Source organism: Massilia violaceinigra (assembly GCF_002752675.1).
GTDB classification, from domain to species: domain Bacteria; phylum Pseudomonadota; class Gammaproteobacteria; order Burkholderiales; family Burkholderiaceae_D; genus Telluria_A; species Telluria_A violaceinigra.
This window is the reverse complement of the sequence record NZ_CP024608.1, coordinates 2231589-2251526: the sequence shown is the minus strand read 5'-3', so window position 1 is coordinate 2251526 and position 19938 is coordinate 2231589. Positions and strand designations below refer to the sequence as shown.

At 60.8% G+C, this 19938-nt stretch carries 26 protein-coding genes and 1 pseudogene; 16 read left to right on the top strand and 11 right to left on the bottom strand.

The window, feature by feature from the left end; genetic code table 11:
- Positions 1-327: 327 nt before the first annotated feature.
- The 5 genes from CR152_RS10175 to CR152_RS10155 form a co-directional block, all read right to left on the bottom strand.
- Positions 328-1287 (bottom strand): toprim domain-containing protein, encoded by a 960-nt coding sequence (locus CR152_RS10175; protein WP_157778419.1) that lies wholly within the window; start codon positions 1285-1287, stop codon positions 328-330.
- Positions 1284-2768 (bottom strand): DEAD/DEAH box helicase, encoded by a 1485-nt coding sequence (locus tag CR152_RS10170; protein WP_099874815.1) that lies wholly within the window; start codon positions 2766-2768, stop codon positions 1284-1286. Before CR152_RS10170 ends, CR152_RS10175 begins: the two co-directional genes overlap by 4 nt.
- A 1-nt stretch (position 2769) precedes the next feature.
- Complete coding sequence (locus tag CR152_RS10165) at positions 2770-3654, bottom strand: hypothetical protein (protein ID WP_099874814.1); 885 nt, start codon at positions 3652-3654, stop codon at positions 2770-2772.
- Complete coding sequence (locus CR152_RS10160; protein WP_099874813.1) at positions 3651-4301, bottom strand: GIY-YIG nuclease family protein; 651 nt, start codon at positions 4299-4301, stop codon at positions 3651-3653. Before CR152_RS10160 ends, CR152_RS10165 begins: the two co-directional genes overlap by 4 nt.
- Positions 4302-4493: 192 nt before the next feature.
- On the bottom strand, positions 4494-4733 hold the full coding sequence (locus CR152_RS10155; RefSeq protein ID WP_157778418.1) for a YdaS family helix-turn-helix protein: 240 nt from the start codon (positions 4731-4733) through the stop codon (positions 4494-4496).
- Positions 4734-4855: 122 nt separating this feature from the next.
- Here CR152_RS10155 and CR152_RS10150 point away from each other — a divergent pair, with 122 nt between their 5' ends.
- The 10 genes from CR152_RS10150 (at position 4856) to CR152_RS10105 (ending at position 10258) form a co-directional block, all read left to right on the top strand.
- Entirely contained in the window at positions 4856-5686 is an 831-nt protein-coding gene (locus CR152_RS10150; RefSeq protein WP_099874811.1) for a helix-turn-helix domain-containing protein, read from the top strand.
- A 204-nt stretch (positions 5687-5890) separates the two neighbouring features.
- Positions 5891-6256, top strand: coding sequence for a hypothetical protein (locus tag CR152_RS10145; protein ID WP_157778417.1), 366 nt, complete (start codon positions 5891-5893; stop codon positions 6254-6256).
- Between the two features lie 211 nt (positions 6257-6467).
- On the top strand, positions 6468-6671 hold the full coding sequence (locus tag CR152_RS10140) for a hypothetical protein (RefSeq protein WP_099874809.1): 204 nt from the start codon (positions 6468-6470) through the stop codon (positions 6669-6671).
- Positions 6672-6755: 84 nt separating this feature from the next.
- Positions 6756-6989 (top strand): hypothetical protein, encoded by a 234-nt coding sequence (locus tag CR152_RS10135; protein ID WP_099874808.1) that lies wholly within the window; start codon positions 6756-6758, stop codon positions 6987-6989.
- Complete coding sequence (locus CR152_RS10130) at positions 6986-7585, top strand: hypothetical protein (protein ID WP_099874807.1); 600 nt, start codon at positions 6986-6988, stop codon at positions 7583-7585. The genes CR152_RS10135 and CR152_RS10130 overlap by 4 nt, the downstream gene beginning before the upstream one ends.
- Complete coding sequence (locus CR152_RS10125) at positions 7582-7914, top strand: hypothetical protein (RefSeq protein WP_099874806.1); 333 nt, start codon at positions 7582-7584, stop codon at positions 7912-7914. The genes CR152_RS10130 and CR152_RS10125 overlap by 4 nt, the downstream gene beginning before the upstream one ends.
- A complete protein-coding gene (locus tag CR152_RS10120) occupies positions 7911-8117 on the top strand; it encodes a hypothetical protein (protein WP_099874805.1) in 207 nt (68 codons plus the stop codon). The genes CR152_RS10125 and CR152_RS10120 overlap by 4 nt, the downstream gene beginning before the upstream one ends.
- Entirely contained in the window at positions 8020-8337 is a 318-nt protein-coding gene (gene xisR, locus CR152_RS35170; RefSeq protein ID WP_502554290.1) for an excisionase family protein, read from the top strand. The genes CR152_RS10120 and xisR overlap by 98 nt, the downstream gene beginning before the upstream one ends.
- On the top strand, positions 8286-9500 hold the full coding sequence (locus tag CR152_RS10110) for an Arm DNA-binding domain-containing protein (protein WP_099874803.1): 1215 nt from the start codon (positions 8286-8288) through the stop codon (positions 9498-9500). The genes xisR and CR152_RS10110 overlap by 52 nt, the downstream gene beginning before the upstream one ends.
- A 125-nt stretch (positions 9501-9625) precedes the next feature.
- Positions 9626-10258, top strand: coding sequence for a PEP-CTERM sorting domain-containing protein (locus CR152_RS10105; protein WP_099874802.1), 633 nt, complete (start codon positions 9626-9628; stop codon positions 10256-10258).
- A 309-nt stretch (positions 10259-10567) separates the two neighbouring features.
- On the opposite strand, the gene CR152_RS10100 is transcribed toward CR152_RS10105, so the two are convergent.
- Positions 10568-10843, bottom strand: coding sequence for a hypothetical protein (locus CR152_RS10100; RefSeq protein WP_157778416.1), 276 nt, complete (start codon positions 10841-10843; stop codon positions 10568-10570).
- A 256-nt stretch (positions 10844-11099) separates the two neighbouring features.
- Between CR152_RS10100 and CR152_RS33805 the strand changes: the two genes are divergently transcribed.
- The 6 genes and pseudogenes from CR152_RS33805 (at position 11100) to ampC (ending at position 16524) form a co-directional block, all read left to right on the top strand.
- On the top strand, positions 11100-12005 hold the full coding sequence (locus CR152_RS33805; protein WP_208640103.1) for an RHS repeat domain-containing protein: 906 nt from the start codon (positions 11100-11102) through the stop codon (positions 12003-12005).
- A gap of 37 nt (positions 12006-12042) precedes the next feature.
- Positions 12043-12384 carry a hypothetical protein gene (locus tag CR152_RS10090; RefSeq protein ID WP_099874800.1) on the top strand — a complete coding sequence of 114 codons (342 nt, stop codon included), beginning with the start codon at positions 12043-12045 and terminating at the stop codon, positions 12382-12384.
- A gap of 633 nt (positions 12385-13017) precedes the next feature.
- Positions 13018-13401 carry a BlaI/MecI/CopY family transcriptional regulator gene (locus tag CR152_RS10085; RefSeq protein WP_099874799.1) on the top strand — a complete coding sequence of 128 codons (384 nt, stop codon included), beginning with the start codon at positions 13018-13020 and terminating at the stop codon, positions 13399-13401.
- A pseudogene (locus CR152_RS34985) lies at positions 13398-14303 on the top strand (M56 family metallopeptidase); the annotation flags it as partial. The gene CR152_RS10085 and the pseudogene CR152_RS34985, both read left to right, overlap by 4 nt.
- A gap of 153 nt (positions 14304-14456) precedes the next feature.
- Positions 14457-15239: a class D beta-lactamase gene (gene blaOXA, locus CR152_RS34980; RefSeq protein WP_370663848.1), complete on the top strand. Its 783-nt coding sequence runs from the start codon at positions 14457-14459 to the stop codon at positions 15237-15239.
- Between the two features lie 151 nt (positions 15240-15390).
- Positions 15391-16524, top strand: a complete 1134-nt coding sequence (ampC, locus tag CR152_RS10075) for a class C beta-lactamase (protein ID WP_099882161.1) — start codon at positions 15391-15393, stop codon at positions 16522-16524.
- A 49-nt stretch (positions 16525-16573) separates the two neighbouring features.
- On the opposite strand, the gene CR152_RS10070 is transcribed toward ampC, so the two are convergent.
- The 5 genes from CR152_RS10070 to CR152_RS10050 form a co-directional block, all read right to left on the bottom strand.
- On the bottom strand, positions 16574-17071 hold the full coding sequence (locus CR152_RS10070) for a DUF5063 domain-containing protein (protein ID WP_099874797.1): 498 nt from the start codon (positions 17069-17071) through the stop codon (positions 16574-16576).
- Positions 17068-17607 carry an NADPH-dependent FMN reductase gene (locus CR152_RS10065; protein WP_208640102.1) on the bottom strand — a complete coding sequence of 180 codons (540 nt, stop codon included), beginning with the start codon at positions 17605-17607 and terminating at the stop codon, positions 17068-17070. Before CR152_RS10065 ends, CR152_RS10070 begins: the two co-directional genes overlap by 4 nt.
- Positions 17608-17755: 148 nt before the next feature.
- Positions 17756-18346, bottom strand: coding sequence for a type 1 glutamine amidotransferase domain-containing protein (locus CR152_RS10060; RefSeq protein ID WP_099874795.1), 591 nt, complete (start codon positions 18344-18346; stop codon positions 17756-17758).
- Positions 18347-18592: 246 nt separating this feature from the next.
- Entirely contained in the window at positions 18593-18922 is a 330-nt protein-coding gene (locus CR152_RS10055) for a chaperone modulator CbpM (RefSeq protein ID WP_099874794.1), read from the bottom strand.
- A gap of 3 nt (positions 18923-18925) precedes the next feature.
- Entirely contained in the window at positions 18926-19846 is a 921-nt protein-coding gene (locus CR152_RS10050; RefSeq protein WP_099882159.1) for a DnaJ C-terminal domain-containing protein, read from the bottom strand.
- Positions 19847-19938 lie beyond the last annotated feature (92 nt).

Genomic DNA, 19938 nt, shown 5'->3' with positions numbered 1-19938 from the left:
CTCGCCCAGGCCGCCCCCTCGCTCTTTCGATTGGCGCACTCTGGTGAATGCGCCTGCCGAACGAGCCAAGCATTCCAACTCTGTACCTCTGTTCGCTTCGGCCTGTGCTCTCAGGCCTCGGCAAGGCCCCCTCTGCGCCTTGTTCGTGCTGTGCCTTGGTGTTCGACGGTGCTGTCGGTCTTTTTGCGGTGTGAGCCGATTCAGGCCCTTGCACGTTTTTCTGGTGTCGTCCGCTCCACCTGGTCCGTGTTTCAAACGCGACCCTTTATCTGGTACTGCATTCGGCTTCGAACGAAATTCGCACGAAGTCGAATGCAGGCTGCTGCCCTACTTCGCGCGCAGCAGCCGCGCTTCCCGCATGACCTTCAGCTTGATGTCGGCGAAGACGCTCGCCTGCACCTGCAGCACCGTGCGTTTCCGGCTGAAGCTAAACGCCTGGCCTTCCAGCTCCAGTTCGATCTTCTCCATGGCGTAATCGTTCCAGTCGCTGCCAGCGCACGCCGGCACCGCGACGCCCACCCCCAGCAGCTCGGCGGCGGCGTGGGCAGCATCAAGGCCAGGGTTGCGCCCAATGCGCGCGGCAGTCTCGTGGTCGTTGTCGGCGCAGACGACGCCCATACCGGAGCGGTCCATGCGATCCGCGACGACGGGAAGATTTCCGGCGTTGAACGCGACGATGACGCGGCAATTCGGGATGGCTTGGAAGACAGTCAGGCCGGTGGCGAAGCCTTCGACGAGAACTGTGACGGCAGCACCGGCCCGCTCGAGGGCGTAATACGCACACTTTGTCGTGGCGCCGAAATGGAATTTCTTCTCGCCGTCTGGCGAAATGCGCTGCACGCTGAGAATCTTGCCGTTGTAGAGCATCGGGACCACGAGCCAGCCGGCTGCGTCGACACGCAGGCCGACGCAGCCCGCCACGCCCAGGCCCTTACCCACCAGGTACGGGTGACTGTCGCGCAGCGGTGCGCACTTCTCGTAGAAGGCGCGCGCGCCCAGAGTGGCCTCACACAGAGCGGCGCGACGCTCTTCCTGGCGGCGTGCGATGGCGGCGCGGTCGATTGGCGCGGCCATCGCAGCGGCGTCATCGCTGGCGCGCCACATCACCGGCTCGGCGTGCACGGCGTAGTCCTGGCACCAGCCGACCAGGCCGTCGTCGGCCAGCTTGATGCTGCCGTTCTTCTTGCGCGGGTGGCTCTCGGTCCGGCAACGAATCCAGCGGCCAGGCGTGAACGTATCCGGCACGATGATTCGGTTCGCTTGGACGAATTGTAGGAAGTCGCTCATACGCGTGCGGCTTTCTTCGTGCGCGCGGCATAAGCCATGTTGCGGGAGGTGATCCATCTGCGCGTGTCGGTGGACGCCTCGACTGGCGCCGGCAACGCGCATGGCGGCCAGGCGTCATATTTTTCTTTGAATTTTGCTTTGACCCATGAAGCGCTTTTGCCCTTCTCTGCGGCGTAACCCAGCAGCTCAGCGTGGAAGCGGGCCCTCGCCTCCGGCGTGATGGCTGGCTTCGCTGACCCGCTAGGCTTCACCTCTGCCAGTGTCCCGGCCACGTGCAGAAGCTCTCGGGATGTGGCGTAGACATGGCCACAAGACGGGCACGCGGGGCGCGCGTCATGGACGTGGAAACAGGTCGGGCACTTCGCCGGCTTGCTCTCCTTCTCGGCCGTCGGCTTAGCTTCCTTCGGCTTGCCGTCATCCAGCTCCTCAATGCCATTTTCGAAGAAATCCTGCACTTCGGACCAGAAGCGCATGCAGTTGCCGCTGTGATCGAGCACGATCGCCTCGGTCTTTCCAGTCTCCGGCGAGCAGCGCAGCACGCGGCCCAGCATCTGAATGTGCACCGCCAGGGCTTTGCGCAGCGGGCGCGCGAGGATCAGCACCCGAACGTCGGGCACGTCGAAGCCGCGCGTCAGGCTCTCGATACTGATCAGCCCGCGAATATAGCTGTCCGGCTTGCGGAACTCTTCGACGGCGGCGTTGCGCTCGTCGTCGGTCTGGCGGTAGGTGTACAGGTTGCAAACGACGCCGGCCACCATGAACTGGCGTTGCATTTCCTCGGCATGGGATACCGACGAAGCGAACGCAATGAACTTCTCACCCTGGCCATGCATCTTATAGCCGTCGACCACGTCTCCAATGATCGGCATGGCGCGCGACTCGGCCTCCTTTTCGCTCCACTCTCCCGCGACAACCTTTGCGCCCGCCATGTCCGGCTCGGATGCGGCAAAGACGCGGAACGGCACCAGCCAGCCCTCGCGGATCAGCTGGTTTGTGGTAGCGGCGTTGATGACCACGTCAAAATATTTTCCCAGACCCTTTGTGAACGGCGTAGCCGTCAGGCCGATGGTGTAGCGCTCGCGCGCAGCCAGACGTTCGCGCAGCTTCTTGGAAAGCACATGGCATTCGTCGATGATCTGCAGCTTCACGTCCGGCCATCCGCGTGATCCAGAGATCGTCTGCAGGCTGCAAACCTGGATCGGTTCGAGCGGGTCGAAGTCGTCGTGCTGCGCCTGCGTTACGCCGTGGCTCAAGCCGTATTTTTTGAAGCGCTCCGATGCTTGGTTGACCAGCGCGATGCGGTCCATGATGAACGCGCCCCGGTTGCCTTTTCGCTTCGTGATCTTGAGAAGGTACGTGGCGAGCTCCGTCTTGCCGAACCCGCACGGAGCTTGGATCAGGATGTTCTTGGCACGACGGAAGGCGTCCTGCGCAGCTGCGACAACAGGAACCTGGAGTGGACGTAGTTCGAGCTCAGCCATTTCAGCTCCGCGCGGCCGGCGTGACGCGTGCGGCCAATTCGCTGTATTTCGACACGCCCGCGATCTTGCACAGTCGATCGAGCAGCGCCTTGTAATCAATCGCCTTTTTGTTCGCGGCGGCCCATTTGTTGAAGTGGTCAGTTGAAGTGTTGCGGTAACCGTCGCGGTCGCGTTCCAGCGCCAGCAGCTGCGCCGCGTCGCTTCCCTGTTCCAGCACGGCGATGCGGTTGCGGAGCTGGCCGATTTCGTCGCTCAGTCGCGCGACCTCTGCCTGCTCTACAGCGAGAAGCTCGTCGGCGGTCAAATTTTCTTCGGTCGAGTCGAAGTGCGCGTCGGGCGCCGGCGCTGCGCCAGGCTGAAGCACACTCTCGTCAGCGTCGAAGTGAGGCGCGTCGGGATTATCGAGTGCCCCAACCTCGGCGGGAGCATCGGAGGCTTGAACGGTGGCGGCCCGGGCCGAGGCCGCAGCTGCGGCCGGTTTGGCAAATGTGGCCAACACAGCTTTGGCAGAAACTGGCTTGCCAGCATCTTTATGCTTAGCGATCAGCGCCTCGACATCTGCCAGCGGAATGGTGGCCAGCTGCTCATATCGGTGGGCCGTCGAGGTCGAGATACCTGCGTCCTTTAATGTCTCGTTTTTGCTCTTCCCGCCGGAGGGAAGAGCGGCCTGATTCTTCTGCTTTTCCAGGCCGGCGCTGATTTCCCCGATGGCGCGCTGCGCCCGCAGCTTGATTTCGGCGGCCCACTGCTCCAGCTCGGTGTCGTTCGCCTGCTTGGCGTAGAGGCGCATCGCCTCAGATTTGTCGCGAATATCCTTGATGTCGTCCACGTTGCGGCAGGCTGCCAGCGCCAGCCGGGCCTGGTCGTACTTGACCAGCGCGCTCATGGATTTACCGTCCCGGCTGGTATTTTCTTGACGGCCAACGCCTGAACGTATGCGCGCAGCGGGCCTTCGTTGTGGAACCACTCGCCATCGGCGCGGACGCGTTGCGCGGCGAAGCGGCGATGCAGCGCGAATTCTTCTTTGATGCCGCCCGGCTCATGCGCGGCCAGCGTCATCGGATACGGGCAACCGGTTTGCAGGCCGGCTATTCTGCTGCCTGGCTGCCCGGTCGTCTTACCGATTTTGACGAATGCACCAGCGGTCACGAAGTAGACGAATTCCTGGGTCACATGTTTGCCAGCGGCGCCATCGTGGCGCGGAGAGTGCCTCATCCGGGTCCACGTTAGTTCGCCCGCAGTACTGCCGTGGCTTTTGAGAATCAGGTCTATGGCCATCCCGACCCACTTCGGCGCAAAGGCACGCTTGGAATAAGTCTCAAGTCCGCCGGGCATCGCCACGCAGCTATAGTGAATAAATCCCGAATCGTTCGCACTAGGCCACGTCTCAACGAGGATTAGCCCGCTGGTGCGGCTTGGCCGGCTGAGCCCAGTCCAACCGTGCGCGAGCAGAACGGACGGCGCCAGCGGCAGCGTCGATTCGAATCCGTCCTCGGCTGTGAAGGCCGACGACAATGTCGGCGCAACGTCCATCACGCCTCCCACAGCGCGAAGCGATTGAACGCGCGGATGACAGTCGAGCCCTTGATCAGCTCGCGGCAGTACAACTGCATGACGGTGCGTTTGATGATGGTTTTCATAGTGTTCTCCAGAATTTGGGCGTAAAGGGGCCACGCGCCGCCTGCGGGTCGGTGGCGTTCGAATAGAAACTCAGTTTTTTGGAACTTACCGGCTGTCGGTCGCGTCTAAAAGCAAGATCATGATTTTCGGGTTGACCAGACGAGCGCGAGAAATTTTGAAACGTGCTTCGATTTCGTTCGCTCGGCGAAGTGGAACCCAGCCTCGACGCAACCATTTGCTCACTACCTGCTGCGTCACCCCTAATTGGCTCGCAAGTATGGATTGCGTACCAGCGGCAAGGACGGCGTCAGCAATACCAGATGGGGCTATTAAGAAAGTGTTCATTAGAGTGGCCCGTGTACGCAACACAACCATTTTACAACCAAAAACAGCCAGATAAAATATATTTTTAAAGGGATGACGGAAGTCTATACAATTGGCCCATTAACAACCAAGTGGCTGTAAGAATGAACAACGATCTAGGGAAGACACTACAGGATTTGCGAGAGCGAGCAGGACTTACCCAAGAGCAATTGGCAGAGCGCTTGGGACTTACGCAGCAATCGATCGCAAAATGGGAAGCCGGGAAGGCGACCCCTCGTACCTCGATTCTAGACGCCTTGGCGACCGCATTAAGCGTATCTACTGCATTCCTGCTGCAAGCACGTAGCGTCAATAAACGCGGGCGTGGCGTAGCAGACCTCCCACTGGATCCGAAAGCGAGCGGAGAGTCCCCGGCCGCTCACGCGTTAACGCCATTGTCGCAATTTAGGATCGACTCTCATTTCCCTAAAATTCATAGCGACATGACGCCATCTGAGTATGCGTCGGCGATTAAGGAAATGATCGCTCCGGTGCTTGAGCCGTTCTATCCAGATGGGAGATGGGACAGCGTAGTACACGGCAGTTCTATAGCGTGGAAAGTTGACTACATGGACGATCGCCGGGTGGCTAAGTTTGTACATGGGTCCCACGTTGGGCTGTGGAGTACCCTCCGCATTTCCGTTCCGCGAACCTTGTGGGAGCTCGCAACACTGCGCGCACATCTGAAGGATACCCGCACGTACATGCTTATTTTGACTATCGCAAATGAGAGGGGGTCGCACGACCCGTTAAATAGCGCAATGGATCAGACACGGGAAGTCCGTAACGGCCGCCTGTTGCGCGAGCTAACCGAGCAGGCTGCCCTTCTAAACATGTTTTTGTTTGTCTCGCATGCCCCAGCGGATGTAATCTCTATCCTTGACTCTAACTGCTTGATCTTTCCCGATGTGGACGGCGGGTCCGCCTACCAGTAGGTTACCTCTATCATTCAAGCAAATGCCCGGCTCCGGGCATTTTTTCATCTTATGATAACAACCAATAATTTTTCAAATGGTTGTATTTGGTAGTTTTTAGTGATAAGGTTGTGTCTGTGATTCCAATAGATCACATGTAAAAAAGCCGCCTCGATGCGTCAACATCGGGCGGCCTTACCTGACCTCAACTTCGGAGTAAAGATCATGGAACAGAAGAATAGTATCAAAAGTGAAACACCAAGTAAAGCAGAAGTTGTGGCCGACGCTCGCATGCCCCTGCACGATCAGTTCAGCTGGCTGCACGCCGACCTCAAGTACGACGCAAATGCGGAGTTCTGCGCACTCGTTAAAGATGTTACCAGCGGCTGCAAAACTGTCCTGGAACTTCTCCATGCCGACAGCCTTGAGCGCGACGCCGACGAGCGGCCGATTCTCAGCCCACAGAAAGCCGAGTACCTCATGCTTATGGCCATGCGTACAGTCGAGATGTTAAGTGACTCAAGCGGACGGCGCATCGGCATCATGAACGAGGCAGCCGCAGAAGCGCAGCGCGCGAAAGCTACCTCATGAGTGCGCCGACGAAACGTCAGGGCCAACCGAAGCTCCTAGCAGCAGCTCATGCAGCCGACCTTACACGAGATGAAAAGCTGATGCTAGCGGCGTATCGCGCCCTTAATAATGATCTCCAGGGATTTTGTCTAGACATAGCGCTATCAATGGCGGCAGCAGGCGGTTCGCGCCACGTCCGACCGACACTGAAAGTCATTAGCCGAGGTGCAGCATGAGCGGCCCCATTCGCAAATTTCAAGCGACGATGTCCAGCCTGGATATCGTCGAGCTGATCAATGAGGATCGCAAGGCGAATGCTTTGGGCGGATCGTTCGCTGAGGTGCCTAACGACAATTTCATGGCGAAAATCGAAAAGCACCCAGGTATCGACTCGCCTAAATTTTTAGGCCAGTACAAAGACAGCACCGGCCGGTAAGTCGCCACAACCCGCTGCAAAAAGAAGCCACCCGACGCGCAGACGCCGGATGGCCTGTCACAGCCAAAATTTTGAAAGCGTGCTATGAACGACCAGAACGATATCACAACACCGCTTGCGCGGACGCGTAATCCAAGCGCCCGGCTGGCAACAATCGCCGTCGTGGCGGCACTTACGCGCGACGAGAAACGCATCCTTGAGCTGTTCCGCGAGACAACCGATCAGCAGCTTCTGCTGGGCATCGCGGCAGTTTGTGCGCGCACGAAGCCGCGCCATACGCGCCCTGCCCTTCACCTGGTGCGCGGGGGCACGGCATGAGCGCCCAACATACGCAGGGCCGCGTGTGGGTCAAGATCAGCAACGTGCTTGGCGACGCCTGGGTGATGCCGGCGGGCGCCAACGCTGAGAACCGCATGCGCGAGGTCGCGCTGGTCAACCACCCGGCAGACGCGCGCCGCTTGGCCGCCTGCTGGAATGCCTTCGACGGCATGCCGATCGAGCACATCGAGTCGATTCCTGAATGCGGAGTGAATGGGCTGGCGGACTACGCGGCTGACCACAAACGCGAATGCGACCGGCTGCGCAAAGAACTCGAAGCAGCAGGCGTGCACGACGAGCTGGTGCGCGAACTCGATGTGATGTTGAACGGGCGCGGCGCGCTGGCGCCGACCCTCTTCGACATCGTGCAGCAGGTGCGCAGTGAAGGCATCACCACTGTCTACCCGCACCACAGAGCATCGGACCTCGGCGGCGACGAAGCGGCATGGCGCGCATTTGCCGAGACGCAGGCAGCCGAGCTGGACCGCCTCGACGGCGGGCCGCTGCACAAAGCCTGGTTCGATGGCCTGCGGCACGGCCGTTTTACCCACGCCCACCTTTGCTATCTTGCAGCAGCGAAAGGCGGTGCAGCATGATCGCCGTGGTGGAGTGCAAACAGATTGACGGAAAACCTGCCTTTCGGCTGGAAGGCTGGCCGGCAGGAACGTGGCAGACATCGCGCTCGCCATTTGACGCAATGATCGATCTGATAGGCCGCACGCTTAACGTTCAGCGGACAACGATCTACACAGCCATCGGTGTTGACGCATCCTCGGCGACCCGTTGCCGTCAAGGCCACCGCGAAATACAGGATGGGTGGCTGCTGCGTATGTCCGACTACTCGGGCATACCGGTGTCCGAGCTGCGGCGTGTCGCCGGAATCGGGCCGACTATTCAACCGCATCCGAAAGCGAGAAAAGCATGAGCGCCACTATCGACGAAGTAACCATCCGACGCCTGGCCGGCCTGGCCAATGTGATCAGCGCGCTGCTTGCGGCGATTCCGATCTTGCAGCCTGAGAGTCAGGGGGATGCGCTACGAACCTGCGCCAGCATGGCGGCCGATGTCGCAGACGAACTGGATGATCTGCTGGACGCCGGCGCGGCGCCACCAACAAACGACGAATAGGGGCTTAGCGAATATGCGATGGGTCAAGCTGAAAAAGTATTGTGAGCTGTCCGGGGAAACCTCGGACGCGGTTCACTCCAAGAGAAAAAAGGGCCAGTTTCTGGACGGCGTGCATTGCAAGATCGCCGGCGATGGCAACCTGTGGGTCAACGTAGAGGAGGTAGAAAAATGGGTGGAACAGGGAAGCCGGTCGGCAATAAGCGCCCTCCGCGCGGGGTAAGCATCCGCGAGCACAAGAACGTCAAGTCGCTACAGATTGCGTTCATGTTCAAGGGGGTGCAATGCCGGGAGGGCCTGCGGCTGGAGCCAACAGCCGCCAACATCAAGTATGCAGAGGGGCTGCGCGCCGAGATCAATCGCAAGATCATCAGCGAATCGTTCAAGTACAGCGACTACTTCCCGGAGTCGCCGCGGGCGGTGATGTTCGGGCACGTCGTGACGAAAAAAACTGTTGGCGACCTCCTGCGCGCACACATGCTCGGGTACGAGCACGCGGCCGCCAATGGGCAGATGTCACCGTCGACACGCGATGGGTACCGCAAGATCATTGACGGCCACCTTCTGCCGCAGTTCGGCCAGATCGAAGTTCGCCTACTTGCTCCGGCGCCCGTACGCGAGTGGGTCGGCGCCCTGGGCGTCACGGCCAAGACCGCACGCAACATCCTGTCGGTGCTTCGCTCAGTTCTGGACGATGCAGTCAACGACGAGCTGATCGATCAGAACCCCCTGAACAAAATCGCCTTGAAAAAGCTGCTGACCAGGACGGCAAAGAAATCGGTGTATGTGGTCGACCCGTTCGACGAGCTGGAGGTGCGCGCGATTCTGGCCGCCTCAACTGGCGAGGCGCGCAATCTGTTCCAGTTCGCGTTCTGGGCCGGCCTGCGCACCTCGGAGCTGATCGGGCTGGAATGGGGCGACATCGATTGGATACACGGCCAGGTGCGCGTGCAGCGAGCGGTGGTGGCGAAGACCGAAAAGGGTACCAAGACCGACGCCGGTACCCGCGACGTGCTTATGCTGCCGCTGGCGCGCGCCGCGCTCCAGGCGCAAAAGGAGCACACCTTCCTGGCTGGCGGCCGGGTGTTTCACAACCCGCGCACGGGCGCCCCGTGGGAGACGGACGCCCAAATCCGGAAGACCTGTTGGACCGCGATCTTGAAGAAGGCTGGCGTGCGGTACCGGAATCCGTATCAGACCCGACACACCTACGCCTCGCGCATGCTGTCGGCTGGTGAGAATCCGTGGTGGGTCGCAAAGCAGATGGGGCACGTCGACGTTGAAATGGTGTTCCGCCACTACGGAAAATGGATGCCGAACAAGGACTCCGGGCAGTACAAGCCGGTGAACGACTGGAATCCGGATACAGTTAGAATTGCAAAGTAGTTCTCCGCTCAGAAGGCGAGGAACAATCAACGCTCAATAGTTTTTTTGCAATGTGAATGATAAAATAACACTGGTAGTCCCGCTTCACCTCCCTGCATTTAATCCCATCTTTCTCAAGGAATTCTATGTTTAAACGCACATTCGGCGCATTTCTACTGTTGAGCTGCGGTCTGACAGCGCACGCCGCCACGCAGACCTTTGATTTCCGCTACTCGTCACCCGAGTGGAGCCTGGCCCACACGGGCAGTTTCAGCGGCGACGATGTCAATGCCGACGGTATATTCAGCAAGGACGAAGTAGCAACGTTCCGCTTCCACGGCATCGATTTTTTGCCCGGAGCGCAACCTTCGTCCGCAACTCGCTCGCTCGACAGCTTTTCCTACCAGCCCGGCAACACGCTGGCATTTCGCGCCAACTGGTCCTATCGCGACAGCCATTATGGCTTTTTAAATTTTCCCGGCAACCGTTTGGAATACGCGTATTACGAATCCGACTACTTTTGCGATGGGCCGATCTGCTACTGGCCTACCAATTACGAATACGGCAGTGACAATGTGACCTTCTCCATCACCAACACGACCCCGGTGCCGGAACCCGAAAGCTGGCTGATGCTCGGCGCGGGCCTGGCCGTGGTAGGCGCGACGCGCCGCAAGCTCTCCCGCAAGCGCAGCGCATTCGGCCGCGGAGGAGGTCCTTCGTCAGGTCTGAGCCTGCCCTCAGCGAATCACACGCGAATCACACGCGGAGGGATTTCATGACCACGTCCTCCTATGAAAACATGCTGAAAAACGGAGGGTTCGATTCCCGCCGCCTCCACCACCGAACGCAAAAAACCGCCCTTGGGCGGTTTTTTTTCGTTAGCGCTAGCGGGCGGCGGGAATCGAAGCCGCGGGACGCGGGGCGTAGTGAGGGTTTCGCCGGGCATGCCCGGCGCTCACGAAGCGACTTGCGCTTGCAAGCGCAAGGCTCTCCGATTCCCTGACTAAAGGGAAATCGCTCCAGCGATTTCTTGCCTTTCTCCTCCACCGGCGTATGTAAAAAAACCGCCCAGTGGGCGATTTTTTTCCTTAGCGCAAGATGGCGCCTGGAATCGAAGCCACGTCGGGCCGGGGGCCGAATCGGGAAGTAACCGAGCATGCCTGGCGCTCGCGGTCTAGCTCGCCACGTAGGACATCCCCGATAATGCCGCCACCGCCCGCCATGCCGCCCTGCGCCTGATCGCCGCGCAGCATCTGGATAGGCAGTCGCTTGATCGCCCACAGCAGCGCCGAGATATCGGTCTGATCTTTGCGCACGGCGATGGGGTCAAGTTGCGCAAGGGTTAATGGTGGGTTGAGAGGCATGGCAGACCACAAAACCACTGGATGGGCGCACAGTATATCAAAGGAGATTGCCTTTGCTCGCAAAGTCTTTCTGTGCGCGCCGCATCATTCTACGCCCGTCTCAACCATCCAAATCGACCGCGCGGCATAGCATAAAGTTCGCCCGATTCTTTTGATCCGGAACAGGCTCCATGTATTTCGTTTGAATATGATGAAAATCCGTGCTCATTAATGTAATGGTCGGGATAGAGCATAACGAGATAAATGGAGGATTGTTATGAATAGGCAATTGACGTCGAAAATTATTTCCGGGTTATTTGCTTTTGGCCTGGCAAGTGCTGAAGCCGCCGCGGGCAGCCCTGTTGAAACCCAAACACTTATTGCAACCAAGGCGCAGGTGTCGCCGGAACAAAAAGCAATCGATTCGACGATTGCTAAGCTAGCTATTCAGCTGGCTTTACAAAGAAAATACGTGGTCGTAAACGGAAAAACTCTGTCTGTTACAAGGCCGGACGGAACTGTGGGTACGTATCTCTACGACCGAGATGGCCGCGTCCAAGGAATCTCATTTTCTGATGGCCGCGCCATTACTGCCATTTATGACGAAACCGGAAACATCCAATCGATTTTAGAAAATGGTACGGGCCAGAAGATTGTTTTTAAGAAAAAGGCGGCAATTCCGAATAAAAAAGACAAAGAAATCGCAGCTGCTTTCGCAATTGAGAGGGGGATAGCGGTCCTTATTGATCGACATCATTCGGGCGGAGCCGATCCGATTTGCGAGGAGAAGAGTCCGATTCCCTGCATCGTCGAAGCGCCTGGGGGAGGTCGAGGTGGCGGGGACTGGCCCGGTGGCGGCGGGCCTCATCGCAATCCATCAGGTGGTGGTGGTGGCGCCGGTGGCGGTGGCGGGAATGACGGGCCGCCCAAGTCCTATGAAGATTGGTCCAAAAACCCTCCGAAGTGCGTAACGGATTTGTGCGTTCCCGCCGCTCTTAAGCAGAATTGGATTTGCACCATTACAATGTTTAATCCCAAAAGCTTGGAAGAATGCTACCAAGAAGCGACCAAATTTTACAAAAGATGCGCGGAGAGCTGCTATTCAGGCGATTGGAGATGGGTGGACAAATACGGAAAGGATAAATGGTCGAAAAAAAATAAGGACGGAACTATTGCCCACTAGTGCGGTCGAAATTGCGTTCGCACTAAGGAGTTGCATTATGGATAAATATTTACAGATGGAAAAGCTGAGAGATACTTTTATGACTGCGTGCGACCTAATCGGGTCGGGCAATTATGAGGCGGCGTTGGAAGCACTTGTGTGGATTCATGACAATCCGATTCCGGACCTTCTGCCATCGGAGATGTTTAGACGGATCTACGGCTTTCAAACGTGGGGACAGCTAGCTTTTATATACCCTCCAGCAAAACAGAGAATGGAAGATCTGCTGGCGAAGAAAATTGAGGTCGCTGAAAAGAACGCCCCAAGCAAATCGATTAGAGCCGATATTGGCAGAATGCAAGAAATTCTCGCGTCGGAAATGTTCGTTTTGCCAAAGTGATTTCTAGATCCCTCCCTGGGCGGCAGAGAGATTCCATTCATCCTCGGCCGCTCGCCGTGCAGCCGCCTTGAGCACGGCCAGCCCGCCTCGCAGCGCCGGTAGTGCGCCTGCCGCTCGGCGCTGATCATCTGCATGGGCGACTTGTCCGGGCCGTCGATCCGGTGCATTTCCAGTATCAGCGGCCCGGCTTCGTTGCTCACAGGCACCTCGCGATGATGCGGCAGATATCGGAAGCAAGCGCAACGCCATGCGACGATGGCGCAAAATAGCATTGCCGAGTCGTCGGAGATATTCGCGCGATTACCCAACGATCAGGAGCACGCACGGCATCCACGAAACGACCTGGGCTTGCTGGCGCAGTCGTCCGACACCCCGGCCAAAGGGAAATCGCTCCAAGAAGCAGCCACTGGCGCCCATCCTCCCGATTCGCGAATCCCTGCGCACGCGACCGTCGCGACCCGGCACATCCCGCGTCGTGCCGGCCCCGACAGCCAGACGACTGTCACCGCACGCCAGTGATTCGCCCAATCAATCGTTATTCGCCACCGGTTCAGCACGATCATCCAAATCCATCTTGACGCTTCTGCGACACGTGTCGCATAATGGTGGCACCCGTCGCATCGAGAGCATTCCATGGCCATCCCCTCAATTTCCGAACTCATCATCCTCAAGGCGCTGTGGCGACAGCAGCCGCTCAGCGCGCGCGAAATCCATCAACAGATCGAAGACGAACTTGGCTGGTCATACTCGTCGACGCGCAAAACCCTGGAACGCATGCTGGAGAAGGGCTCAGTGCGCCAAGCCACCCTGCACGGCGTGCAAGTGTACGAAGCCGCCCTCGAAAAAGTCGGCACCCTGGCGACGTTTGCGCACGACTTCGGCACCCGCGTCATGGAAATGGCCACCCCGTTTCCGGTCAATATGTTCACCGGCAGCAAGCTGGTCGATGACACCGAACTGGCGCAACTGGAACAACTGCTGCAGGACTGGCCGGACAACGATGGCGGCGCCAAATGAATCCGACCGAACTGCTGATGTTCCGGTTTCTCCTTGCCAGCGGCGGCTGCATTGCCGCCGGACTGGCCGTATGGGCCGCGATGGCGCTGTGCCGGCGCGCCCTCCCCGCCGTCGCCTCGCAGCGCTCAGTGTGGCTGCTCGGCCAGGTCACGATCGTGGCGGCCTTCCTGCTGATTTTGCTGCCGCACAGCGAACGCCTGCGGCTGGTGCCGCCCATCGAAATCGAGAGCGTGGCGCAAGCACACGTCGCCCTCCCCGACAACAGCCCTGCGACCAACAGCGCCGCCAGCGCGTCCGCCACCCCAAGCGTGGAGACTGCCGGGCCTTCCTGGCTGGCCCTGGGCGCGCAAGCCTGGCTGCTGTGCTACCTGCTCGGCCTTGGCTACGCGATTGCCCGACTGCTGCAAGCGCGGCGCATCCTCACTAGCCTGGCCGCAAGCGGAGGCCGCCTGCGGGCCCCGCACCAGCATGACGGCTTTATCAACAACGTGCCCCTCGCCCCGAAGGTGATCGAAGTCGACGCGCCGATCTCGCCGATGCTGTTCGGCCTCTTCAGGCCGCGCCTGCTGCTGCCAGTGCACCTGCGCCGCTTCGAGACGGCCCAACAGCAAATGATGGTGGAACACGAACTGACGCACCTGCGGCGCCACGACCTGCATTGGATCAGCGCCAGCGTCCTGCTGCAAACACTGCTCTGGTTCAACCCCTTCATGCGAGTGCTGCGCGCCAACCTGTCGTGGGCGCTGGAACTGGGCTGCGACCGCGATGTGCTCAGCGGCCGTCCGGCCACGCAGCGCAAAGCCTACGCTGCAGCCCTGGTGGCGCAACTGAAAATGCAGCGTTCGCCGGCAACGAACGCACTTGCCTTCGGCGCCGTCAGCGCGCGTACGCTCGCCGGCAGGATCGCCCTGATCCGCGAGCCGGGCGCCATGTCGCACGGCCGCTGGACACGCCTTGCCGCGTTCGCCGCGCTGGCAAGCGTCCTGATGGGCAGCCTCGCGCTCCAGCCGACACTGGCATGGCGCGGCGATTCCGCGTCGCCACCGCCAGAGCCAGTGGCGCAAACATCGCCCTCGCCCATCAGCCCTGCCGCATCCACAAACGCCGTCAGCTGCACCGAACTGGCCGACGCCGCCAGCGGCAAGCGGCTGATCCGTGAAGGCCAGTGCGACGAGCGCATCACGCCGGCATCGACATTCAATATCGCCGTCAGCCTGATGGGCTACGACAGCGGCATCCTGGAAGACGAACACGCGCCGCGCATGCCATTTCGCAAGGAGTACGTCCACTGGAACCCGGCATGGCGCACGGCGACCGACCCGACCACTTGGTTCACGCATTCGGTGCTGTGGTTCGCGCAGCAAGTCACGTCCCAGCTTGGCGCCGCGCGCTTCCAGGGTTACGTCAACAGCTTCAATTACGGCAACCAGGATGTCTCCGGCGACCCGGGCAAGGACAACGGCCTGGCGCTGTCATGGGTCAGCTCATCGCTGAAAATATCGCCGGCCGAACAGGTGACATTCCTGCGCAAGGTGGTCAACCGCCAGTTGCCGCTGGCGCCCAAGGCGTATGACATGACGTCGCGCATCATGCAGCCGGAGACGCTGGACAACGGCTGGAAAATTCACGGCAAGACAGGCACGGCCTCACCCGTTCTGCCCGATGGGCGGGACGACCCGGCGCACCAGTACGGCTGGTACGTCGGCTGGGCAAGCAAGGGAGAGCGCACGATCGTGTTCGCCCGCATGGCGCTGGAGCGCAGGCAAGAAGGCTTTGCCGGCGGCCGGGTCAAGGAGGCATTCCTGCACGACATGCGAAGGCGGCTGGACACGCTGTAACTGCGCCGCCCAAACAAAAACACCCGTAACAAAAGAAAACCACGCCACCCCGCTCCTGCAAAAGAGCGGGGGTGGATCGTTGCACCCGTTTGCATCCCTCCATCAAAAAAGGAACATCGTGTTGAACCTCTTTCCAAAATTCGTCAGTTGCATCACCGTCACCCTCGTGGCGTCCTGTTTCGCTCCCCTCAGCAGCCACGCTGCCGAGAACGACGCGCACATCCGCGCCATCGTCGACAAAGCCATCGGCCCTGTCATGGCCGAATACAAGGTGCCGGGCATGGCGGTGGCCGTGACGGTCGACGGCAAGCCCTATGTCTTCAACTACGGCCTGGCATCGATCAAGGACAACACACCCGTCAGCGAAGCCACTCTGTTCGAACTGGGCTCCATCAGCAAGGTGCTCACTGCAACGCTGGCTTCGTATGCGCAGGTGCTCGGCAAGCTGTCGCTGGACGACCATCCCGGCAAGTACATGCCGGAGCTGCAAGGCAGTCCGATCGACAAGGCAAGCGTGCTCAATCTCGGCACCTACACGGGGGGCGGGCTGCCGCTGCAGTTTCCGCAGGAGGTCACGGATGCCACGAAGATCGACTATTTCCGGCAATGGCAACCGCAAGCCGCGCCGGGCGCGCAACGCCGCTACTCCAACCCCAGCCTCGGCCTGTTCGGGCATCTCACCGCACTGGCGCTCAAGAGCGATTTTGCCGACGCGATGGAGCAGCAACTGTTCCCCCAACTTGGCCTGAAAAGCAGCTATATCCGCGTGCCCGACAGTGCAATGCCGAATTACGCGTGGGGCTACGACGAGGACAACAAACCGCGCCACATGAACCCCGGCGTATTCGCCGCGGCAGGGTATGGCGTACGGGCGACAGCCGCCGACATGCTGCGTTTCGTGGAAGCGAACATCGATCCGCAGCGGCTCGATGAGCCAATGCGGCGCGCGGTAAACGGCACCCAGGTCGGCTACTTCAAGGTCGGCGCGATGGTGCAAGGGCTCGGGTGGGAGCAGTACCCCTACCCCGTCACCTTGCAGCGTCTGCAGGCAGGCAACGCGTACACGATGATCATGGAACCGAACGCGGCAAAGCGGCTCACAGCGCGGCCCGCGGGCTCCGACAAGATCCTGTTCAACAAGACCGGCTCGACGGGCGGATTCGGCAACTACGTGGCCTTCGTGCCGGGAAAGAAAATTGGGGTCGTGATCCTGGCGAACAAAAACTACCCGATTCCGGCACGCATTAAAGCGGCCCATGCGATCCTGGAGCAACTCGCGCCATAAGAAAGCACCGGCCGGGCGCTGCCGCGACCACGCCGGAACAGGGCGTGGATCACGCCCACGTGCGGGGTTGCCGCTGTTCCCAGTACTGCAACACATTCAAGGCGCTGGCCGCATGGCTGCCCCAATGGATGATGAAGTGCTCGCGCCAGTGAAACAGGGCCGCATCGGCCTCCCCTCCATCGAGCAGATTGAGACCGTGCTTCAGATCCCGCCATATGTCCGCCAGATCGTCGGCCAGATCGCCGATCATGGTGTCGCCGCCGGCAATATCGAGGGGATTGGCGCTCTCCGCATAATAGTTGACCGGAAGCGCGCCAAAGCGCTTGAACATCGCGCTCCACGCCTCGTGCGATACCTTCCGCGCCTCATCGCCCCAGTCGCAATCGCGCTGCGGCAAATCCAGCGCCTGCGCATACAAACGCGCCAGATGGCGGCGGGCGGCTGTCATCTGGGCATCGCCCGGCAGCAAATCGCCCTCGGCCCAGCGGCAAAAAGCGCGCACCGATTCCACGAACGGTGCGATGGTGTCCAGCGTGTCCTGACTCATGACGGCACGCCAGGCTCCACGCTGGCCTGCACCAGCGCCTCGATGGCAGCCAGGAGCGGCCCGGCCAGCGCCGGATCGGCCGCCATGTGCGCGTGATCGAATCCCCTGTTGGCCACCGCGATCACCGGCGACGCCGCGTCAATCACACGCCACCCCATGGTCGCAAGAATCTCGGCCAGCGCCGCTTGCGCGTGCACCGCCCGCGCCGAGGTATTGATCAGCGCAACCGGTTTGCCGCTCAACTCGGCGCAGCCGACCAGCCAGTCCAGCATATTCTTGAAGGCACCCGGCACGCCGTGCGCATACTCCGGGCTGGCCACGATGATGCCATCGGCCGCGCTCAGCAAGGCGCGCAGTTCGCGCGCGGCCGGCGGCGGATCGGCCTCGATATCGGGATTGAAGAAAGGCAGCCTGTCGGTACCCTCGTACAACACAATCCGCACGCCGGTTGGCGCCAGCGCAATCGCGGCGCGCAGCAGCGTGGTATTGGCCGAGTCCCGGCGCAAGCTGCCTGAAAGGGCGATCAACGTCTTCATACGTGGGTGCAATTCATGAATAAACCCCATCGTAACAGAGCGCAAGCGACAGAACCGTGAGACGCATTTCAGCTGGCGGCCGGCTCCGCCAACCGCCGCCGGCAAGCCGCAAAGCCGCTGTTTCCGTCAACGGCTTTGCAGCATGGGCTTATGAAGACGGACCCCGGTCCGCGGTGGCGGGGTCGATCGACAGCAACTTCAGCAGGGCTTGGTTAAACGCGGGCAAATCGTCCGGCTTGCGGCTGGTGATGAGGCGGCCGTCGATCACCACTTCCTCATCGCTCCACTCGGCACCGGCGTTGCGCAGGTCGTTCTGCAGGCTCGGCCAGCTGGTCATGTGTTTTGCCTTGGCGATGCCGGCGTCGATCAGGGGCCAGGGGCCGTGGCAGATGGCGGCAATCGGCTTGTCGTCGGCGCCGAACGCGCGAATGAAATCGATCGAGGCCGTGTCGAGGCGCAAGGCGTCGGGATTGGACACGCCACCCGGCAACAGCAGCGCATCGAAATCGCGTGGTGAGGCTGCGCCGATGTGCAGGTCCACCTCGAAACTGTCGCCCTTGTCCGCATGATTGAAACCCTGCACCTTGTCACCCTTGGGTTTGGGCGAGATCAGCGTCACCGTGGCGCCGTGCTCTTGCAGGAAACTGCGCGGCGAGGTGTACTCGATTTGCTCTACGCCATCGGTCATCAGGACCGCCACGCGTTTGCCCTTGAGGGCCTGGCCATTGTTTTGCTCCATGTGAACTCCCTTACACTATTAAGTATTCGTCAATATTGAAGGAGGATTGTAGAAGCCATTGCGCCAACGTGTCGCCCGCCTTGCGCGCTGCCGTGAAAGCGGGCGCGGCAGACGGTGCGTGCCGTCATGACCCAGCAGGCTTGTTGTGCATCAAACGAAGCAGGCCGACCGGTAGCATAGTCACTACATCGAATCGCCAGGAGACGGCTGATGTTCACCGGATGCAGCAGGCGGCCCGCCCTGCGCTCACAGCGCGCCGAGCACCCGCAGGCGCGTGCGCAGACGGCTCACCTCGTCGGCCAGGTCGAGCACAAGCGCGGCGATTTCCTCGTTGGCATCGAGATCGCGCTCCAGGCTCAGCAGGCGCCGCGCGCGCTGCAGGTCGGCGCTGCGAAAACGCCATTGCGCGCGCGCGTCCTCGTCCAGGCCGCGCGCCATGATCTCGTCGGCGCCGAGCAAGCCGTCGCCCACGTGCCGCACCACCCAGTCGGGCTCGACGCCGCAGGCGCGCGCCAGCTCGTGCAGGTCGAGCGCCACGTCGTCGAGCAGCACTCCCACGATATCGATGTCGGCCATGGCCTACGCCCCCGCCTGCGCGCGCGGATTGAAGGCCATCTCGCGTGCCATTGCGCGGTACAGCTCGCGTGCCTTGTCGGTATTTGCCGGCGGCAGGACCACCTCGAGAATGAGATACAGGTCGCCCGCCGGATGGCCCGGAATGCCGCGTCCCTTGAGGCGCAGCTTGCGCCCCGTTTGCGAGCCGGGCGGAACCGACACCTCGACCTGTCCGGACGGCGTGGGCACGCCGATGCTGGCGCCGAGCGCGGCTTCCCACGGGGTGACCGGCACGCTGGCGTACACATGGCGCCCTTCGACCCGGTAGCGCGGGTCGGGATGAAACTGGATTTCAAGAAACAGGTCACCCGCACCGGCGCCGCCGCTGCCGGGATGGCCCTGGCCCGCCAGGCGCAATTGCTGGCCGGGCATGACGCCCTTGGGAATCTTGACATTGACGATGCGCTCGCGCGTCACCACCCGGCCTTGCGCGTCGTGCTCGGGCACGCGCAGCGTCACGGCGCGGGTGGAGCCGTGGTATGCATCGGTCAGGTCGATGGTGATGGCCGCGTGAATATCGTCGCCGCGCATCTGGAAGCCTTGTCCGCCGGGGCGGGCGCGGCGGCCGACATGGGCAAACAGATCGGAAAAGAAGTCGCTCGAGCCGGCCGCGCCGCCATCGACGCCCGAGCCCCAGTCGGGCGGCGGCTTGAATTGCTCCCCTGCGCGCCGGGTGCGGCCCAGCGCATCGTAGGCGGCGCGCTTGTCGGCGTCGCCCAGCACGCCGTACGCCTCGTTCACTTCCTTGGTCTTGTGTTCGGCGTCGGATGCCTTGCTCACGTCCGGATGGTATTTACGCACCAGCTTGCGGTACGCCTTTTTGATTTCCTCCGCGGAAGCGCCTTTGTCGATGCCGAGGGTCTTGTAATAGTCCTTGTATTCCACGAACGGCGCTCCAGGATCGGTTTTAATCATCCTACAACGCACCCGGCGGACGCAGCGCACGCTTGCCAGCCCTATTTTTGAAGGAGAAACGC

What these genes read in the sequence shown, in the direction of transcription:
- CR152_RS10175 (WP_157778419.1), bottom strand. Translation starts at nt 1,287, where the DNA reads ATGAGCGACTTCCTACAATTCGTCCAAGCGAACCGAATCATCGTGCCG.
- CR152_RS10170 (WP_099874815.1), bottom strand. Translation starts at nt 2,768, where the DNA reads ATGGCTGAGCTCGAACTACGTCCACTCCAGGTTCCTGTTGTCGCAGCT.
- CR152_RS10165 (WP_099874814.1), bottom strand. Translation starts at nt 3,654, where the DNA reads ATGAGCGCGCTGGTCAAGTACGACCAGGCCCGGCTGGCGCTGGCAGCC.
- CR152_RS10160 (WP_099874813.1), bottom strand. Translation starts at nt 4,301, where the DNA reads ATGGACGTTGCGCCGACATTGTCGTCGGCCTTCACAGCCGAGGACGGA.
- CR152_RS10155 (WP_157778418.1), bottom strand. Translation starts at nt 4,733, where the DNA reads ATGAACACTTTCTTAATAGCCCCATCTGGTATTGCTGACGCCGTCCTT.
- CR152_RS10150 (WP_099874811.1), top strand. Translation starts at nt 4,856, where the DNA reads ATGAACAACGATCTAGGGAAGACACTACAGGATTTGCGAGAGCGAGCA.
- CR152_RS10145 (WP_157778417.1), top strand. Translation starts at nt 5,891, where the DNA reads ATGGAACAGAAGAATAGTATCAAAAGTGAAACACCAAGTAAAGCAGAA.
- CR152_RS10140 (WP_099874809.1), top strand. Translation starts at nt 6,468, where the DNA reads ATGAGCGGCCCCATTCGCAAATTTCAAGCGACGATGTCCAGCCTGGAT.
- CR152_RS10135 (WP_099874808.1), top strand. Translation starts at nt 6,756, where the DNA reads ATGAACGACCAGAACGATATCACAACACCGCTTGCGCGGACGCGTAAT.
- CR152_RS10130 (WP_099874807.1), top strand. Translation starts at nt 6,986, where the DNA reads ATGAGCGCCCAACATACGCAGGGCCGCGTGTGGGTCAAGATCAGCAAC.
- CR152_RS10125 (WP_099874806.1), top strand. Translation starts at nt 7,582, where the DNA reads ATGATCGCCGTGGTGGAGTGCAAACAGATTGACGGAAAACCTGCCTTT.
- CR152_RS10120 (WP_099874805.1), top strand. Translation starts at nt 7,911, where the DNA reads ATGAGCGCCACTATCGACGAAGTAACCATCCGACGCCTGGCCGGCCTG.
- xisR (WP_502554290.1), top strand. Translation starts at nt 8,020, where the DNA reads ATGCGCTACGAACCTGCGCCAGCATGGCGGCCGATGTCGCAGACGAAC.
- CR152_RS10110 (WP_099874803.1), top strand. Translation starts at nt 8,286, where the DNA reads ATGGGTGGAACAGGGAAGCCGGTCGGCAATAAGCGCCCTCCGCGCGGG.
- CR152_RS10105 (WP_099874802.1), top strand. Translation starts at nt 9,626, where the DNA reads ATGTTTAAACGCACATTCGGCGCATTTCTACTGTTGAGCTGCGGTCTG.
- CR152_RS10100 (WP_157778416.1), bottom strand. Translation starts at nt 10,843, where the DNA reads ATGCCTCTCAACCCACCATTAACCCTTGCGCAACTTGACCCCATCGCC.
- CR152_RS33805 (WP_208640103.1), top strand. Translation starts at nt 11,100, where the DNA reads ATGAATAGGCAATTGACGTCGAAAATTATTTCCGGGTTATTTGCTTTT.
- CR152_RS10090 (WP_099874800.1), top strand. Translation starts at nt 12,043, where the DNA reads ATGGATAAATATTTACAGATGGAAAAGCTGAGAGATACTTTTATGACT.
- CR152_RS10085 (WP_099874799.1), top strand. Translation starts at nt 13,018, where the DNA reads ATGGCCATCCCCTCAATTTCCGAACTCATCATCCTCAAGGCGCTGTGG.
- CR152_RS10070 (WP_099874797.1), bottom strand. Translation starts at nt 17,071, where the DNA reads ATGAGTCAGGACACGCTGGACACCATCGCACCGTTCGTGGAATCGGTG.
- CR152_RS10065 (WP_208640102.1), bottom strand. Translation starts at nt 17,607, where the DNA reads ATGAAGACGTTGATCGCCCTTTCAGGCAGCTTGCGCCGGGACTCGGCC.
- CR152_RS10060 (WP_099874795.1), bottom strand. Translation starts at nt 18,346, where the DNA reads ATGGAGCAAAACAATGGCCAGGCCCTCAAGGGCAAACGCGTGGCGGTC.
- CR152_RS10055 (WP_099874794.1), bottom strand. Translation starts at nt 18,922, where the DNA reads ATGGCCGACATCGATATCGTGGGAGTGCTGCTCGACGACGTGGCGCTC.